The sequence below is a fragment of the Sphingomonas sp. CFBP 13603 genome (assembly GCF_014892665.1).
Classification (GTDB): Bacteria; Pseudomonadota; Alphaproteobacteria; order Sphingomonadales; family Sphingomonadaceae; genus Sphingomonas.
The window spans coordinates 153,647-168,286 of record NZ_JADBIA010000002.1 but is presented as its reverse complement, the minus strand read 5'-3'; the positions used below and the strand labels follow the sequence as shown (position 1 = coordinate 168,286).

Here is a 14,640-nt window from a genome sequence, read left to right as displayed (position 1 = left end):
CCGGTTTCGCCCCGCGACCGACCGGTATAGGGGTGGTGGGTGCTGAGCTTGCCTAACCTCCTGACATTGTCGCGGATCGTCGCGGTGCCCCTGCTGGTCTGGTTCCTGTGGTGGCCCGACTGGGAGGCCGGGTACGGCATCGCCTTCGTGCTGTACTGCCTGATGGGCATCACCGATTATTTCGACGGATACCTCGCGCGGTCGAGCGGCGCGGTGTCGCGGTTGGGGATTTTCCTCGATCCGATCGCGGACAAGATCATGGTCGCCGCGGTGATCCTGATCCTTGTCGGCACGCGCGATATCGCCGGCATCCATGTAATCGCCGCGCTGGTGATCCTGTTACGTGAGATCGCGGTGTCGGGGCTGCGCGAGTTCCTGGCGCAGGTGCAGGTCTCCGTGCCCGTGTCGCAACTCGCCAAGTGGAAGACGACGTTGCAGCTCGTGTCGCTCGGCGGAATCATCCTTGGCGGTTCCGTGCCCGAAATGGTCTGGGTGCATAATGTCGGCATCGTCGCACTGTGGGGTGCGGCCGTCCTTACGTTGCTGACCGGATGGGATTATCTCCGCGTCGGCCTGAAGCACATGGACTGATCATGACGATACGGATGGTGTATTTCGCCTGGGTGCGCGAGCGTATCGGCACGGGCGAGGAGACGGTCGAGCCGCCGGCAAGCGTCGTGACGGTGGCGGATCTGGTCGACTGGCTGGCGGAGACGAGCCCGGCGCATGCGGGGGCTTTCGAGAACCGTTCGCGGTTGCGCGCGGCGGTCGATCAGGATTTCGTGCCGCTCGATACGCCGATCGGCCGCGCCCAGGAAATCGCTATCTTCCCACCGGTGACCGGCGGATGATCCATATCTCGGTACAGCAATCGCCGATCGATATCGCCGCCGAGATGATGCGCGCGGAAGCGGCAGGGGCGGGCGCGGTGGCGACGTTCACCGGCCTGGTGCGTGCTGACGATGGTGTGGGGACGCTCGAGCTCGAACATTATCCCGGCGCGACCGAAGCTGCGTTGCTCAAGGTCGCCGAGGGCGCGATCGAGCGTTGGTCGCTGAGTGCCGCGATCATCGTGCACCGCGTCGGGCCGATGCATCCGGGAGAGCGGATCGTGTTCGTCGCGGCGACGGCGGCGCACCGCGGCGCGGCGCTGGAGGCCTGCGCGTATCTGATCGACCGGCTGAAGACCGACGCTCCGTTCTGGAAGCGCGAGACGCGTGGGGTCGAGGCTAGCTGGGTCGAAGCGCGGGATAACGATCACGCCGCCGCTGCCCGCTGGGATACGCCGAACTCTTAGCGAAGTTCCGGTTTCCCCCATTCGCGAGGACACAAAAAGCGGGCCGCGATCTCATTGGAGATCGCGGCCCGCGATCATATTAGCCGAGCTTCGGGACGCTCATGCCGTTGGTGAGATGAACCACGCCGTTCGTCTCCTTGATGTCCGCGGTGTCGACGAACGACTTGATCCCGGCGGTATCGGTCAGCGCGATGTTGCCGTTCGCCTCGAGCGATGCGACCAGCGGCTGGCCGGCGAGCGTGGTCAGCGTGGCCTTGCCACCGCCTGCGGTGATCTGCGCCTTCAGCTGTTCCGCCGTAATCGCGCCTGCAACGACGTGGTACTTGATGATCGTCGCGAGCGTCGGCGACGATTCTGGCTTGAGCAACGTGTCGAGCGCACCGGCCGGCAGGCGCGTGAACGCTTCGTCGCTGGGCGCGAACAGCGTGTACGGGCCGGGGCCCGCAAGCGTCGTCTGCAACTTCGCGGCGGTCACCAGCTTGGCCAGTGTCGCGCGGTTCGGCAGCGTCGGCAGCGCAGCGGCGATCGTCGTGGTCGCGGCGGCGGCCGGCGCGGCTGGCGCTGCGGTCGTGCCCGGCGTGGTCGGGGCTGCGGTCTGAGGGGCGGCTGGTGCGGTCGTCTGCGCGGTCGCGCCGGTGGCGAGGAGCAGGCTCGATGCGGCTGCGATCATGAGGTTGGTCTTGACAGTCATCTGCGACTCCAGAGATTGTGAATGGGACTTGCGAAACTCGAACGAAAAGATTTGGGTAGTGTGTAAGTCCGGCTCAATCATTTTGCAGACAAAGCGTAGCATCGTTGCGATGAACCGAGCCTCACGACCTGAAAACTAACTCAGTTTTGGCACGATCACGCCGTTTACGACGTGCACGACGCCGTTCGACTGGCGGACATCTGCGGTCTCGACGTAACTCTTGTTACCGTTGACGTCGGTGAGCGCGATTACTGCACCGACCAGTGTCGCGGTGATCGGATCGCCCTCGACCGTGGTCAAGGTCGCAGTGCCGCCACCAGCGGTGATCCGCTGGCGCAAATCGTCCGCGGTGATGACGCCCGGTACGACGTGATACGTCAGCACCTTGGTCAACGATGCCTTATTCTCGGGCTTCAACAGCGTGTCGACCATGCCCGGCGCGAGGCGTCCGAAGGCGTCGTTGGTTGGCGCGAATACCGTGAACGGGCCGGGGCCAGACAGCGTCCCGACGAGGCCGGCGGCCTTCACCGCGGCGACCAGCGTCGACAGGTTCGGTGCGGCCGACGCGTTGTCGACGATCGTCCGCGTCGCCATCATCGGCACGCCGCCGACGGTCGGGTTGGCGACTGCGGGCGGGCCATTCGGCACGGCAAGCGCGGGATTGGCGGGCGTGGTCGACGCACTGGCCACGTCGTCCTTCGATTTGCCACTGCACGCAGCGAGCGCCAGTGCGCTCGTGATCAGCAGTAGCGGAAGCGTCTTCGACATCATCGGGTCTCCAGCGGGAACTCGCGAACCATACGATCGAACGCGGAGTTGGTTGCGCATCCGTGCCAATCCCGCGCCGAGCGGAGCCGGTTACTGAACGTCGGCCAGCGCCTTCGCCATCAATCGGAAATCCTTTTCACGCGGGCTCGCACGGCGCCATACGAGCGCGATCTTGCGTACCGCATTGATCTCGTCGAGCGGGCGGGCGGTGATGTTGGTGTTGTCGAGGATGCCGGCCTTCAGCGCCATTTCCGGCAGCATCGTGATACCGAGCCCGTTGTCGACCATCTGCACGATCGTGTGCAGCGACGTGCCGAGCATCGTCGCCTCCGCGCGCAATTCGGGCCGGTTGCACGCGCCGAGCGCATGATCCTTCAGGCAGTGTCCGTCCTCGAGCAGCAGCAGTCGCGTCTCGTCGATCGCCGACGCCGGGATCGCAGGCAGCGCGGTCGGCTCTTCGCCCGAGGGGTACGCCACGAACAGCCGATCCTCGAACAGCGTCTCCGACGTCACCTCGCCGCACGCATAGGGGAGGGCGAGCAGCACGCAGTCGGTGCGGCCATTGTGCAATCCCTCGCATGCCGGACCGCTGGGCTCCTCGCGCAGGAACAGCTTCAGGTCCGGATAGTCCTTCCGCAACCGCGGCAGAATCCTCGGGAGCATGAACGGCGCGATCGTCGGGATGACGCTCATCCGCATGTCGCCCGACAGCGGCTGGCCGGCGGCGCGCGCCATGTCGCCCAGTTCCTCCGCCTCGCGCAGCACGCGCCGTGCCTTGTCGGCGATCCCGTCGCCCAGCGGCGTGAACCGCACGACTCGCCGGGTACGCTCGACCAGCACTACGCCGATCAGCGTTTCGAGCTCGCGCAGGCCCGCCGACAGCGTCGATTGAGTCACGAAACACGCCTCCGCAGCACGTCCGAAATGACCGTGGTCCTTCAGCGCAACAAGATATTGCAACTGTTTCAACGTGGGTAGGTAGGTCGCAGCCATTAATCGCCTCTATCGATCATCAGATGATAAATAGAGCGTTGGATCGATTACACCAGCCCCCATATACCGCGTTGCACAACGACCGAGCGGGCCAACCGCTGCCTTTGAGGATGCCTGGGGCCAAGTTTAATTCCAGGAGGCTTCCATCATGTTGACCATCGGCGACCAGTTCCCATCGATGACCATTCCCGTCCAGCAGGGCACCGCAGCGCTGCCCGCCGGCGAGACGCTCGACCTGACGACGGCATATCCCGGCAAGTGGAAGGTGCTGTTCTACTGGCCGAAGGACTTCACGTTCGTGTGCCCGACCGAGATCGTCGGCTACAGCGACATCCGCGGCGATTTCGAGGACCGCGACGCCGTGCTGATCGGCGCGTCGACCGACACCGCGCACGTCCACCTCGCCTGGCGCAAGTCGGACGCGGATCTTGCCGCCGCGGACTTCCCGTGGCTCGCGGATAACGGCGCGAAGCTCGCTGATGCGCTCGGCATCGTCGACAAGAACGAGCATGTCGCGTTCCGTGCGACCTTCATCATCGATCCCGACAACGTCATCCAGGCGGTCCAGGTCAACGGCCTGAACGTCGGCCGCAACCCCGCCGAGACGCTCCGCGTGCTCGACGCGCTGCAGACCGACGAGCTCTGCCCCTGCAACTGGAACAAGGGCGACGACGTCCTCCAGCTCGCTGCGTAACTGAAACTCCCCTCCCGCTTGCGGGAGGGGTTGGGGGAGGGCGTGTCCATACGGGCCGCCCTCTCTTTTTGTCTCCAGTCCCTCCCCCGACCCCTCCCGCAGGCGGAAGGGGAGCAGAAGGAAGTAAGATATGTCGCTCAAGGAATTCGCAGGGCAACTGCCCGATTACGCCAAGGACATCCGCCTCAACGTCGGCTCGCTGCTGAACGAGACGCATCTGACCGACCAGCGCAAATACGGCCTGCTGCTCACGTGCGCGCACGGCTCGGGCTACAAGCCGCTGGTCGAGGCCGCAGAAGCCGAATGCGCGCCGAAGCTCTCGCCCGAGGCCGCTAATGCGGCGCGTGCAGCGGCAGCGGTGATGGCGATGAACAACGTCTATTACCGGTTCACGCACCTTGCCGGGAACCAGGAATACCGCAACATGCCCGCCAAGCTGCGGATGAACGTGATCGGCCAGCCGGGCATCGACAAGGTCGATTTCGAGCTGTTCAGCCTGGCCGTGTCGGCGATGAACGGCTGCGGCATGTGCATCGACAGCCACGAGCAGATTCTGAAGAAGGCTGGCGTGACGGCCGAGGCGATACAGACGTCGGTACGCATCGGCGCGGTGATGGCCGCGGTCGCAACGGTCCACGCGACGCTGTGACTTCTGTTCCCCTCGCGCTTGCGGGAGGGGTTAGGGGAGGGGCTGGCCTCAGGCACGGCGTCGTATTTGGCACGCCCTCCGCCGACCCCTCCCGCAGGCGGGAGGGGAGTTGGTCAGTGCCAGATCGCGCGGTAGAGGCCGAAGAGGCTCGTGATCGTCAGGATCACGCCGACCAGCACCATCAGCGTCTTGGCCGGCACGCGCTTCGCCAGCATCGCCCCGAACGGAGCTGCCAGCACGCCACCAATCAGCAGCCCGACCGTCGCTTGCGTAAACGCCGCCCAGCCGAGTTGCGTGATGAACGTCGCCGAGATCGTCGCGGTCAGGAAGAACTCGGCCGTATTCACCGTCCCGATCGTGGTCCGTGGGCTTGCGCCCTGCACCAGCAGGTTCGACGTCACTACCGGCCCCCAGCCGCCACCGCCCGCGGCATCGAGGAAACCGCCGACGAGCCCGAGTGGCTCGACGATCTTCGGCTCCTTCTGCTTCGGCGGATAGCGCAAGCCCCGGTACAGCAGATACACGCCGATCGACGTCAGATACGCGAGGATGAACGGTTTTGCCGTGCTCGCATCGATGTTCGACAGCACGTACGCGCCCAGCACGCCGCCGATGACGCCCGGGATCATCAACCGCAAGAACAGCGTCCAGTTGACGTTCTTGTGCAGCACATGGCTGATCCCCGACACCGCGGTGGTGAAGGTCTCGACGGTATGCACGCCCGCCGATGCCGCGGCCGGCGGCACGCCGACCCACAGCAGCAGCGTGTTCGAAATCACCCCGAACGCCATCCCCAGCGCGCCATCGACGATCTGCGCGGCGAACCCGACCAGGATGAACGGCAACAGCGTCTCGAAGCTCAAGGTCGTCAGGTCGAACATCGGCATCCCCTCAATATCGCGCGCAGAGTGCAACGCGCAGGCTTATCCCACAACAAAGATAGGCTTTACCCCGATCCTGACGGGGTGAGGCGCCCATGCGCGCGGTTCTGGAAATCGGTCGTTCGATACCCTAGATACGGAAATCGCGAAGGGGACTGCGGATGTCGAGCGGATTACTGGCCTATCTGGATTCGATCCGCGCCCGCGATCCCGCTCCGCATTCGCGCGCCGAAATCATGCTGTATCCCGGCGTCTGGGCGCTCGGCTATCACCGCATCGCGCACCGCCTGTACAAGGCGAAACTCTATTTCCTCGCGCGCTGCGTCAACCACTGGTCGCGCTTCACGACCGCGATCGACATCCATCCGGGCGCGACGATCGGTCGCAATTTCTTCATCGACCACGGCTTCGTCGTGATCGGCGAAACCGCGGAGATCGGCGACGACGTCACGATCTACCAGTGCGTCACGCTCGGCGGCACCAGCCCCGACAACGGCGTGCAGGGCAAGCGCCACCCGACCATCTCCGACGGCGCGATCATCGGATCGGGTGCGCAGGTGCTGGGCCCGATCACGCTCGGCAAGCGCTCGCGGGTCGGCGCCAACGCGGTCGTCACGCGCGACGTGCCGGCGGGGACGACGGTCGTCGGCATTCCCGCGCGCGCGACGACGATCGAGGGCGGCAACGCGCCCGAGGTGCCGCGCTTCGTGCCGTACGGCACACCGTGCAGCGAGATGTTCGACCCCGCGACGCAGAAGATGGAGATCATGCGCTGCGAGCTGGAGACGATGCGCAAGCGGCTCGACGCGCTGCTCGCCGACGAGCATCCAGAGGACCGTCGCGACCGCGCATGATGGTGGATAACTGATGGGCGTCGTACCTTTTCCCACACCGTCCAAAGCGACGCAGGTCGGCTTCGAACGCCTCGAACTGAACCGGATCCTTGATCTCTACGGCCGAATGGTCGCAGCGGGCCACTGGCGCGACTATGCGATCGATCTCGGCAAGGATGCCGCGGTCTTCGCCGCCTTCCGCCGCGCCGCCGAACGGCCGGAGTTCCGGATCGAGAAGCGGCCTTCGCTGCGTAACAAGCAGGGGATGTGGGCGCTGATCGGCGAGGCCGGTGCGGTGGTGAAGCGCGGGCATGAACTCGGGCCGGTGCTGGCGCCAGTCGAGCGACGGTTCATGAAACTGGTCGAGGATTAGGGCGAGAATTCCTGATCCTCCCCCGCCAGGGGGAGGTGGCAGGCGCTTGCCTGACGGAGGGGGCGGAAAGGGAAACTACCGTTCCGTGTCCCCCCCCTCCGCCGCCTGCGGCGACACCTCCCCCTGGCGGGGGAGGATCAAGACGATCACACCAGAACCGGAGCCGTCTCGCGGTCCGCTTCCCCGAACACCCGCAGGTACCGCGCGATCTCCGCAGGTTCGCCGGTAGCCTTGGCGGGATTGTCCGAAAGCTTCACCGCCGGCCGCCCGTTCGCCGCGATCACCTTGCAGACCAGCGAGATCGGCTCCAACGCCGCCGCGCCATCGGGGTCGCAGCCGCGGAAGTCGTTGGTCAGGTTCGTCCCCCAGCCGAAGCTCATCCGCACCCGCCCGTGGAAATGGCGATAGGTCTGCTCGATCGTGTCGATGTCCATCCCGTCGGAGAAGATCAGCAGCTTGGTCTTCGGATCGACGCCCTGCTCCTCCCACCAGCGGATGATCTGCTCGCCGCCCGCGATCGGCGGCGCGCTGTCGGGACGGAAGCCGGTCCACTCCGCCAGCCAGTGAGGTGCGTTGCGCAGGAACGCAGTCGTCCCGAACGCATCGGGCAGGGCGATCAGCAGATTGCCATTATAATGTTGCCGCCAGTGCTCGAGCACGCGGTACGGCGCTTCGGCCAACTCTGCGTCGCTGTCGGCCAGCGCGGCGGTCACCATCGGCAGTTCGTGCGCGTTCGTGCCGATCGCCTCGAGGTCGGCATCCATCGCCAGCAGCACGTTCGACGTCCCGATGAACCGGTCGCCGAGCCCTTCCTTCAGCGCCTCGACGCACCAGCGCTGCCACAGGAACCCGTGCCGCCGCCGCGTGCCGAAGTCCGACAGCACGAGGTCGGGCAGTTCGCGCAACCGCTCGACCTTCTCCCACAGCTTGGCCTTGGCGCGCGCATAGACGATATCGAGCGCGAACCGGCCGCGATCGCGCAGGGCTGCGCGCGACTTCAGCTCGTTGATGATCGTCAGCGCAGGGATTTCCCACATCGTCGTGTGAGTCCACGGGCCCTCGAAATGCAGCTCATACTGCCCGTCGACCTTGCGCAGATCGTAGGCGGGCAGCTGAAACTCGGCGAGCCACGCGAGGAACTCTGGCCCGAACATCTTCTGCCTGCCGTAGAAGCTGTTGCCCGCGAGCCAGATCAGCTCCTTCTTCGCGAACCGGAGCGTCCGCGCGTGATCGAGTTGTGCGCGCAGTTCGGCCTCGTCGACGATCTCCGCGAGCCGCACGGTCTTGGTCCGGTTGATCAGTGCGAAGGTGGCGCTGACGTCGGGATACACCTGCCGGATCATCTGCAACATCAGCAGCTTGTAGAAATCGGTATCGAGCAGGCTGCGGACGATCGGATCGAGCCGGAAATTGTGATTGTACGTCCGGGTGGCGATATCGGTCACGGCCATGCGCGCGGGCTCCTGCGTTGTTGCGGTGCGGGTGTCCGAGAAGACGCGTTTGTGTCAAGCAGCGGGTAAAGGAGACGGGCGATGGCGCGGTTCGTGGTCGTGGTGGATACGCAGTGGGATTTCATGGCGAGCGAGGGCGCGCTGAGCGTGGCGGGGGCCGATGCACTGGTCGCGCCGATGCAGGCGTGGCTGTCGGCGCTGCCCGCTGCCGACACTGCGGGTGTCCTCTTCACCTTCGATACGCATTTCCGCGAGACCTACGCTGCCTCGCCCGAGGCGGCGATGTTCCCGATCCACTGCGTGCGGGGCACGAAAGGGTGGGGCAACATGCTCGACGTCGCGCTGGTCGATCCGGCGATCCCGGCGTGGCGGATCGAAAAGGGCGTGTTCGACATGTGGGCCGAACCGGGCTTGGCGATCGAGGACGCGCGCGACGAAGGGCAGCCAACGGTGTCGCGGGAGGACTTCTTCGGAGGCCTCGCCGCGAGGGGCGCTACCGACGTTACGGTCATCGGCGTTGCGGCGGACTATTGCGTCCGCTGGGCCGTCGAAGGCCTGATCGCGCGCGGCTTCGCGGTAACCGTGCCGGCAGGGCTCACGCGCGGGATCGAACGGCAGATCGACGTGGTTGCGGTGGAAGATTTCGCGGGCGCGCAGTTGATCGTCCAACCAACGGAACGCATCGCGTAAGCCGGTTCGGGCGGCAGTTCGCACTCCCTCTTGTTCTCCCGCGAAGGCGGGAGCCCAGGCTGGACCCCCGCCTTCGCGGGGGAACATGCTTTCACGCTGCCGGCGTTCACGCCATCGCCGCAATCAGCCGCCCGACATCCACCGTGGCGAACGAGGCGAAATTGTCCGCCACCCCGAACGGCAGCAGCAGCGTGCGGTCGTGGACGATCCCACCGCAGCTATAGACGACGTTGGGCACATAGCCGTCGCGTTCCTTCGGGCTGGGCACGATCAGCGGGTGCGTCATGCGGGCGAGCAGCCTGGTCGGATCGGCCTTGTCGAGCAGGCACGCGCCGATGCAGTAGTTGCGGACGCTGCCGACGCCGTGCGTCAGCACCAGCCAGCCCTCGTCGATCTCGATCGGTGAGCCGCAATTGCCCATCTGGATGAACTCCCACGGCCATTTCGGCTCGACGATCCGGGTGCCGCCGTCCCAGGTCAGCAGGTCGTCCGAGGTGATGAACCAGATGTTCTCGTTGTCCTGTCGCCCGAGCATCGCATAGCGCCCGTCGATCTTGCGCGGGAACAGCGCCATGCCCTTGGTCGCGGCAACCGCGCCGCGCATCGGCTGCATCTCGAACGTCTTGAAATCCTCGCCGCGCAAAAGCTCGCAACGCGCTTCCGAGCCGCTGAACGCGGTATAGGTGCCGAGATACTGCACCTCGCCGGCGTCCTCGAAGCGAACGAGACGGAGATCCTCGATCCCCTGGCGCTGGCTCGGCAGGATCGGGAAAAGCACCGTCTCGGAGAGTTCGTGACTGGCACCGCATTGCAGGCGCGTCGGGCCGCCGTCGGTCGCGCCCTGGTCGTTCGGTTCGATCCGCGGCGGCACTGCGGTCTGGCTGGCGGGGTCGACCGAGAAGCCGTCGTTCGGCGACCAGCGTCCGGTCCTGAACGTGACCGACGAGACATGGCCTTCGCCGATCCCGCGCAGCGACAGGATGAAGCGCAGCCCGCCCTCGGGCGCGCCGCTCTGATCGGGATGAAGGACCATGCTCGGATTGAACAACGCGGCCGCCTCGAACGAATATTCCTCGCTGAGATAGGCACCGATCAGCAGCTGCTGGTCGCGATCGATCGAGCGTGGGTCGTTCACCACGGCCATCACGACGCCGAAGCGGTGCAGCAACAGATCGTCGACGTCGCGGTGGCGTTCGTCGAGCGACACCATCACGCGCTCGCGCTCCGCAGAAAGCTCGTCTGCGGTGAGCGACAGGACGCGGTCGATCACGCGGATCGCGCGCGGATGGCCGTCGACCTTGAACGCGCCGGGATATTCGACGTTGAACGGCCGGATCACGGTGCGCGACGGATCGGGACGCAACTGGATATCGGAAAAAGAGACGAGATCGGGTTCGGCCATGATCGGCTCCAATGACGCGCGCAGGAGCGCGGTGCTTGCCCGGCAGTGAACGCCGAAACCGCTGCGATGGCTACATGAAAACGGCGCCACGGACATGCGCTGCGTCGGTGCTGCAACCTTGCCGAAACACTGCGGAAAACATCGCCTGCCAGACGATGGCCTCGATCGATCGGAGGGGGCAGCGTGCAGACGTCATCATCACCGCAACCATTGGCGGCGGCAGCAGGCTGCGCGTTTGGCCGTCACACGCCGCGGTCACGGCACCGCGACATCAAGGGCGAGCCGATCCAGCGCTCTGCCTGTCGGTGCTGCGGCGCGGCGATCCTGAAGTCCGCGGTCAGTCGCCGATGGATCGTCTCGGGACTGCTCGGCTGAGCCGGCGACCGTGTTCACGAAAGGGGAAGACCTGATGAAAAAGACGATATTGGCTGGGCCGCTGATGGCCTTGGGGTTGTTGGCTGCAACACCCGCGGCGCTCGCACAGCATGGCGGGGAACGTGGCCCTCCACCGGCAGCGATCGCCAGGATGCAGGCGCAGGAGGCCGACGACATCGCGCTTCTGCTCGGGCTACGTGCGCCGCAACGTCCGGCGCTGGCTGCGTTCCTGCAGTCGATGGCGCCCCCTCCGCGTCCCGAGCACGATCGGTCAACGCAGCCCGGAACGGACACAGCGCCACCAGCTGAAGGATTTGCGCAGCATCTCGACCGGATGGCTCAGGACGCCGCGCGGCGTTCGGCGGAGGATACGCAGCGTATCACCGCGGCACGGACATTCTACGCGGCGCTCGATGCGGGCCAGCGCCGGTCGTTCGAAGCGTTGATGCGGTTGCGGCATGGGCCAGGGCGGGGACCGGGGCTGCACGGACCGATGCAGGGCGGCGATGGCCCGCCACCGCCGATCGGCGGCATGTTACCGCCGATGGGTGGCATGCCACCGCGCCGCTGACGGATCAGGGTTCGGAGCGTGGCGGCGGCGGGGCGGGCGGTTCGTCCGAACCGTTCCGCCACGTCTCGGCACCCGCGCGGGGCAACTCGCCGCGGGTCAGCGCGCCATCGTGGTTTCGGTCGAGCGCGGCGAACCGCGTGGTTGCGGCTTTCGCGAACTCCGCCGGATCGATGCCGCGGTTCAGGTTGACGTCGGCGGCGATGACCGGCTCCGGCAGGTCGAAGAATCCGAAGCGCGCCGCACCGAGCCGTTCGTGGACCGCAGCGGTGGTCTTCTTGTCGCCATCGCCGAAATGCATGCCCTGGCCGCCGGATCCGCCCCCGCCGCTACCACCTCCGCGGTTCCCCCCGCCCGGTCCGCCGCCGCCCGGTCCGCCACGGCTGCGCCCACGACCTTCGGGCGACCCGCCACGTCCGCCCGACGTCACGCGGATCTCGGGAACCAGCACGTTTTCGTAAAAGGCGATGTCGTCGGGATCGATCTCGCCGTCCTTGCCCCGGTCGAGCACCGCGAAGAACCGCGTGGCATCGCGCTGGAACTCGGCCAGCGTGACGCGGCCGTCGCCATCAGCGTCGGCACCCGCGAACCAGAGGTCCTGCGCCGCACCCGGTCGTTGCGACGCGCGAAACGGTTCGCCCATCGGACTGATGAAGAGCTGGCCTCTGCCGTGTTCCGGGCCACCGCCACGGTGCGGTCGGTGCGGTCGGTGCGATCGCGACGTATCCGCGGCGCACCCGGCCAGCGTGGCGGCAAGGCCGATCAAAAGGACGATACGCATGCAGACTCCTCGGTTCCTCGACGGCGGTCTGACACTGCGATCGTTGCCGCTAGATTTCAGAGCATTTCACACCGGCAGCGTTACCTGCGCGATCAGGCCTCCGTCGGGCCGGTTCGCGATCGTCGCGTCGCCACCATGGCCGCGAGCGACCGCACGGACACTCGCCAGGCCGAGCCCGCTGCCGCCGGTGTCGCGGTTGCGCGACTGTTCGGCGCGGAAGAACGGCTCGAACGCGCGCTCCAGATCGGCCTGCGCCATTCCCGGACCGGAATCGGAAACCTCGACGATCGCGACTCCACCTTCGCGCCGCAGCCGCACGTCGGCGTGGCCGGCGTATTTGACGGCATTGCCGACGAGGTTCGCCAGCAGCGCCTTCAGCGACGGCGCATCGCCTTCGAGCGCCAGCGCGTCGCCCGGATGCAGCACGACCGCGTCGCCGCGGTCGGCGAAATCGTCCGTGACGCTCTCCGCCAGCGAGCGGAGGTCGAGCTTCTGGCGGCGGACATGGCGGGTCATGTCGCGGACGAACGCCATCGCCGAGCCGATCCGCTGGTTCATTTCCTGAATGTCGCCTTCGCTCGATGCGCGGATATCGTCGGGCGCCTTTTCGAGCCGCAGCGACAACCGCATCAACGGCGTGCGCAGGTCATGCGCGACCGCGGCGATCAGCGTCGTCCGGTCCTCGACATACCGGTTCAGCCGCTCCTGCATCAGGTTGAACGCGCTGGCGGCCTCCGCGATTTCAGGTGGCCCCGCGACCGGCAGTGGATCGGTCCGCGGATCGCGACCGAGCCGTTCGGCGGCGGCGGCGAACAGCTTGATCGGCTTGGCGACTCGTCGTGCGAGCGCCCAGGCGATCGGCGCTGCGACCGCCATCGCGACCAGGAACCACAGGATGATCCGCATCCGCCAAGGGCCGATCATGTTGTGGCTCGGCTGGATCACGCGCCACCGGCCGTCCGGTGTTTCGATCGAGACGACGAAGGGGCCGAACAACGCGGTATCGAACGATGGCGGATGATGCCGCGGGCCCATGCCCATCGCCATCGGCGGGCGAAACGCGCCGGCGAACATCGGCATCGCCGAGCGCTCGGTTTCCACGGTGACCTTCGTCCGGGGGAGGCCGAGGTCGCCGGCGATCGACGCGGCGACGCGGCGATCGCGTGGATTGTCAGTCTGGCGTGGTGGTCCGTTCGATATCTCGCTCTTGAGCAACCCGGTAGGATCACGCCCCGCCCGTGCGACGGCGGCGACGCGATTGGCCGTGAAGATCGCCGGCGTCGGTGGCGGCATCATCAGCAGGATCGCGAAGTTGAGGATCTGCACCAGCAGCACCGTTCCGAGCATCAGCGCGAAGATGCGGAGAAACAGCGGCCATGAACGCTGAACGCTGCTCCTCACTGGCGCACCACGCGCGGAACGAAGAAATAGCCTTCGTTGCGGATCGTCCGGATGATCTCGTCCCCGCGCGACCTGAGCTTGCGGCGCAAGCGGCTGACCTGGACATCGATCGCGCGATCGAATGCTTCGGTGTCGGGCCCACGTGCCGCCTCCAGCAGCGCGTCACGCGCCAGCACGCGGCGTGGTCGCTCGACAAAGGCGCGCAGCACCGCGAACTCGCCATCGGTCAGGTCGATAAGCACGCCCTCGGGATCGAACAGTTCGTGCGCGGCGAAATCGACCCGCCAGCCGAGAAAACCGAACGCGCGGCTTTCGCCCGCATCCTGCATCTCGCGTGCGCGCAATGCGGCACGGACGGTCGCCAGGATTTCCCGCGGGCTGCACGGCTTGGACAGGTAATGGCTGGCCCCGATCTCCAGCCCGAGGATCCGATCGGGTTCGTCGCCGAGCGCGCTCAGCATCACCACGGGCGGCGCGCCCGCTCGCGCCAGTCGACGGCAGGCCGACAGGCCGTCCTCGCCCGGCATCATCACGTCGAGCAGGATCAGCGACACCGGGCACCGCGCCAGCACGCCGTCCATTTCGGCGGCATTCGTCGCGGTCTCGACCTGATAGCCGTGCATGCCGAGGCTCTGCGCCAGCAGCGTGCGGATCATGTGATCGTCGTCGACGACCAGGAGCACGGGTTTCGTCGAATCGAGAGCGGAACGTGGAGTCATCGGGCGTTCCTGGGGCAAGAGTGTGTTCGGCATGTTTCAGCATCGGCGGCGGCGGTGATTTCCGAAGCGGGACA

At 66.4% G+C, this 14,640-nt stretch carries 19 protein-coding genes; 10 read left to right on the top strand and 9 right to left on the bottom strand.

The window, feature by feature from the left end; all coding sequences use genetic code 11:
• The first annotated feature begins 39 nt into the window (after positions 1–39).
• The 3 genes from pgsA to IFR23_RS03620 are packed head-to-tail and all read left to right on the top strand — an operon-like array spanning position 40 to position 1,297.
• On the top strand, positions 40–591 hold the full coding sequence (pgsA, locus tag IFR23_RS03630) for a CDP-diacylglycerol--glycerol-3-phosphate 3-phosphatidyltransferase (protein ID WP_192974756.1): 552 nt from the start codon (positions 40–42) through the stop codon (positions 589–591).
• 2 nt (positions 592–593) lie between these two features.
• Complete coding sequence (gene moaD, locus IFR23_RS03625) at positions 594–851, top strand: molybdopterin converting factor subunit 1 (protein ID WP_192974755.1); 258 nt, start codon at positions 594–596, stop codon at positions 849–851.
• Positions 848–1,297 carry a molybdenum cofactor biosynthesis protein MoaE gene (locus IFR23_RS03620; RefSeq protein WP_192974754.1) on the top strand — a complete coding sequence of 150 codons (450 nt, stop codon included), beginning with the start codon at positions 848–850 and terminating at the stop codon, positions 1,295–1,297. The genes moaD and IFR23_RS03620 overlap by 4 nt, the downstream gene beginning before the upstream one ends.
• Before the next feature lie 79 nt (positions 1,298–1,376).
• Here IFR23_RS03620 and IFR23_RS03615 read toward each other — a convergent pair whose 3' ends face one another.
• The 3 genes from IFR23_RS03615 to IFR23_RS03605 all read right to left on the bottom strand — a co-directional run bounded on the left by IFR23_RS03615 (position 1,377) and on the right by IFR23_RS03605 (position 3,749).
• Positions 1,377–1,988, bottom strand: coding sequence for a fasciclin domain-containing protein (locus IFR23_RS03615; protein WP_107962805.1), 612 nt, complete (start codon positions 1,986–1,988; stop codon positions 1,377–1,379).
• Positions 1,989–2,123: 135 nt separating this feature from the next.
• Positions 2,124–2,756: a fasciclin domain-containing protein gene (locus IFR23_RS03610; protein WP_107963001.1), complete on the bottom strand. Its 633-nt coding sequence runs from the start codon at positions 2,754–2,756 to the stop codon at positions 2,124–2,126.
• Positions 2,757–2,846: 90 nt separating this feature from the next.
• Positions 2,847–3,749 carry a hydrogen peroxide-inducible genes activator gene (locus IFR23_RS03605; protein WP_060526661.1) on the bottom strand — a complete coding sequence of 301 codons (903 nt, stop codon included), beginning with the start codon at positions 3,747–3,749 and terminating at the stop codon, positions 2,847–2,849.
• A gap of 148 nt (positions 3,750–3,897) precedes the next feature.
• Between IFR23_RS03605 and IFR23_RS03600 the strand changes: the two genes are divergently transcribed.
• Together IFR23_RS03600 and IFR23_RS03595 are read left to right on the top strand one after the other, a co-directional pair.
• The gene (locus IFR23_RS03600) at positions 3,898–4,443 is read left to right on the top strand and encodes a peroxiredoxin (protein WP_055879693.1); all 546 of its coding nucleotides are present in this window, start codon (positions 3,898–3,900) and stop codon (positions 4,441–4,443) included.
• A 130-nt stretch (positions 4,444–4,573) separates the two neighbouring features.
• Positions 4,574–5,092, top strand: a complete 519-nt coding sequence (locus IFR23_RS03595) for a carboxymuconolactone decarboxylase family protein (RefSeq protein WP_056051403.1) — start codon at positions 4,574–4,576, stop codon at positions 5,090–5,092.
• Between the two features lie 113 nt (positions 5,093–5,205).
• Here IFR23_RS03595 and IFR23_RS03590 read toward each other — a convergent pair whose 3' ends face one another.
• On the bottom strand, positions 5,206–5,973 hold the full coding sequence (locus IFR23_RS03590) for a sulfite exporter TauE/SafE family protein (RefSeq protein WP_056052944.1): 768 nt from the start codon (positions 5,971–5,973) through the stop codon (positions 5,206–5,208).
• Positions 5,974–6,134: 161 nt separating this feature from the next.
• Here IFR23_RS03590 and epsC point away from each other — a divergent pair, with 161 nt between their 5' ends.
• On the top strand, positions 6,135–6,827 hold the full coding sequence (gene epsC / locus IFR23_RS03585) for a serine O-acetyltransferase EpsC (RefSeq protein WP_056057758.1): 693 nt from the start codon (positions 6,135–6,137) through the stop codon (positions 6,825–6,827).
• 13 nt (positions 6,828–6,840) lie between these two features.
• A complete protein-coding gene (locus IFR23_RS03580) occupies positions 6,841–7,179 on the top strand; it encodes a DUF2794 domain-containing protein (protein WP_056051400.1) in 339 nt (112 codons plus the stop codon).
• Between the two features lie 146 nt (positions 7,180–7,325).
• Here the strand turns inward: IFR23_RS03580 and pncB are convergent, their stop codons facing one another.
• Positions 7,326–8,630, bottom strand: a complete 1,305-nt coding sequence (gene pncB, locus IFR23_RS03575; protein WP_192974753.1) for a nicotinate phosphoribosyltransferase — start codon at positions 8,628–8,630, stop codon at positions 7,326–7,328.
• Positions 8,631–8,711: 81 nt separating this feature from the next.
• Between pncB and IFR23_RS03570 the strand changes: the two genes are divergently transcribed.
• Complete coding sequence (locus IFR23_RS03570) at positions 8,712–9,320, top strand: cysteine hydrolase family protein (RefSeq protein WP_192974752.1); 609 nt, start codon at positions 8,712–8,714, stop codon at positions 9,318–9,320.
• A 106-nt stretch (positions 9,321–9,426) separates the two neighbouring features.
• On the opposite strand, the gene IFR23_RS03565 is transcribed toward IFR23_RS03570, so the two are convergent.
• Entirely contained in the window at positions 9,427–10,722 is a 1,296-nt protein-coding gene (locus IFR23_RS03565) for a glycoside hydrolase family 130 protein (RefSeq protein ID WP_192974751.1), read from the bottom strand.
• Between the two features lie 183 nt (positions 10,723–10,905).
• Here IFR23_RS03565 and IFR23_RS03560 point away from each other — a divergent pair, with 183 nt between their 5' ends.
• The gene (locus IFR23_RS03560) at positions 10,906–11,097 is read left to right on the top strand and encodes a hypothetical protein (RefSeq protein ID WP_192974750.1); all 192 of its coding nucleotides are present in this window, start codon (positions 10,906–10,908) and stop codon (positions 11,095–11,097) included.
• A gap of 34 nt (positions 11,098–11,131) precedes the next feature.
• Positions 11,132–11,668, top strand: a complete 537-nt coding sequence (locus IFR23_RS03555; RefSeq protein WP_192974749.1) for a Spy/CpxP family protein refolding chaperone — start codon at positions 11,132–11,134, stop codon at positions 11,666–11,668.
• Positions 11,669–11,672: 4 nt separating this feature from the next.
• On the opposite strand, the gene IFR23_RS03550 is transcribed toward IFR23_RS03555, so the two are convergent.
• The 3 genes from IFR23_RS03550 to IFR23_RS03540 all read right to left on the bottom strand — a co-directional run bounded on the left by IFR23_RS03550 (position 11,673) and on the right by IFR23_RS03540 (position 14,566).
• Positions 11,673–12,446 (bottom strand): EF-hand domain-containing protein, encoded by a 774-nt coding sequence (locus tag IFR23_RS03550; protein ID WP_192974748.1) that lies wholly within the window; start codon positions 12,444–12,446, stop codon positions 11,673–11,675.
• A 66-nt stretch (positions 12,447–12,512) separates the two neighbouring features.
• The gene (locus IFR23_RS03545; RefSeq protein ID WP_342344862.1) at positions 12,513–13,847 is read right to left on the bottom strand and encodes a sensor histidine kinase; all 1,335 of its coding nucleotides are present in this window, start codon (positions 13,845–13,847) and stop codon (positions 12,513–12,515) included.
• On the bottom strand, positions 13,844–14,566 hold the full coding sequence (locus IFR23_RS03540; RefSeq protein WP_192238952.1) for a response regulator: 723 nt from the start codon (positions 14,564–14,566) through the stop codon (positions 13,844–13,846). The genes IFR23_RS03545 and IFR23_RS03540 overlap by 4 nt, the downstream gene beginning before the upstream one ends.
• Positions 14,567–14,640: the final 74 nt, after the last annotated feature.

Bases quoted from the DNA above. Each gene is read 5' to 3' on its own strand.
- moaD (WP_192974755.1), top strand. From the start codon at position 594: ATGACGATACGGATGGTGTATTTCGCCTGGGTGCGCGAGCGTATCGGC.
- IFR23_RS03620 (WP_192974754.1), top strand. From the start codon at position 848: ATGATCCATATCTCGGTACAGCAATCGCCGATCGATATCGCCGCCGAG.
- IFR23_RS03615 (WP_107962805.1), bottom strand. From the start codon at position 1,988: ATGACTGTCAAGACCAACCTCATGATCGCAGCCGCATCGAGCCTGCTC.
- IFR23_RS03610 (WP_107963001.1), bottom strand. From the start codon at position 2,756: ATGTCGAAGACGCTTCCGCTACTGCTGATCACGAGCGCACTGGCGCTC.
- IFR23_RS03605 (WP_060526661.1), bottom strand. From the start codon at position 3,749: ATGGCTGCGACCTACCTACCCACGTTGAAACAGTTGCAATATCTTGTT.
- IFR23_RS03600 (WP_055879693.1), top strand. From the start codon at position 3,898: ATGTTGACCATCGGCGACCAGTTCCCATCGATGACCATTCCCGTCCAG.
- IFR23_RS03595 (WP_056051403.1), top strand. From the start codon at position 4,574: ATGTCGCTCAAGGAATTCGCAGGGCAACTGCCCGATTACGCCAAGGAC.
- IFR23_RS03590 (WP_056052944.1), bottom strand. From the start codon at position 5,973: ATGTTCGACCTGACGACCTTGAGCTTCGAGACGCTGTTGCCGTTCATC.
- epsC (WP_056057758.1), top strand. From the start codon at position 6,135: ATGTCGAGCGGATTACTGGCCTATCTGGATTCGATCCGCGCCCGCGAT.
- IFR23_RS03580 (WP_056051400.1), top strand. From the start codon at position 6,841: ATGGGCGTCGTACCTTTTCCCACACCGTCCAAAGCGACGCAGGTCGGC.
- pncB (WP_192974753.1), bottom strand. From the start codon at position 8,630: ATGGCCGTGACCGATATCGCCACCCGGACGTACAATCACAATTTCCGG.
- IFR23_RS03570 (WP_192974752.1), top strand. From the start codon at position 8,712: ATGGCGCGGTTCGTGGTCGTGGTGGATACGCAGTGGGATTTCATGGCG.
- IFR23_RS03565 (WP_192974751.1), bottom strand. From the start codon at position 10,722: ATGGCCGAACCCGATCTCGTCTCTTTTTCCGATATCCAGTTGCGTCCC.
- IFR23_RS03555 (WP_192974749.1), top strand. From the start codon at position 11,132: ATGAAAAAGACGATATTGGCTGGGCCGCTGATGGCCTTGGGGTTGTTG.
- IFR23_RS03550 (WP_192974748.1), bottom strand. From the start codon at position 12,446: ATGCGTATCGTCCTTTTGATCGGCCTTGCCGCCACGCTGGCCGGGTGC.
- IFR23_RS03540 (WP_192238952.1), bottom strand. From the start codon at position 14,566: ATGACTCCACGTTCCGCTCTCGATTCGACGAAACCCGTGCTCCTGGTC.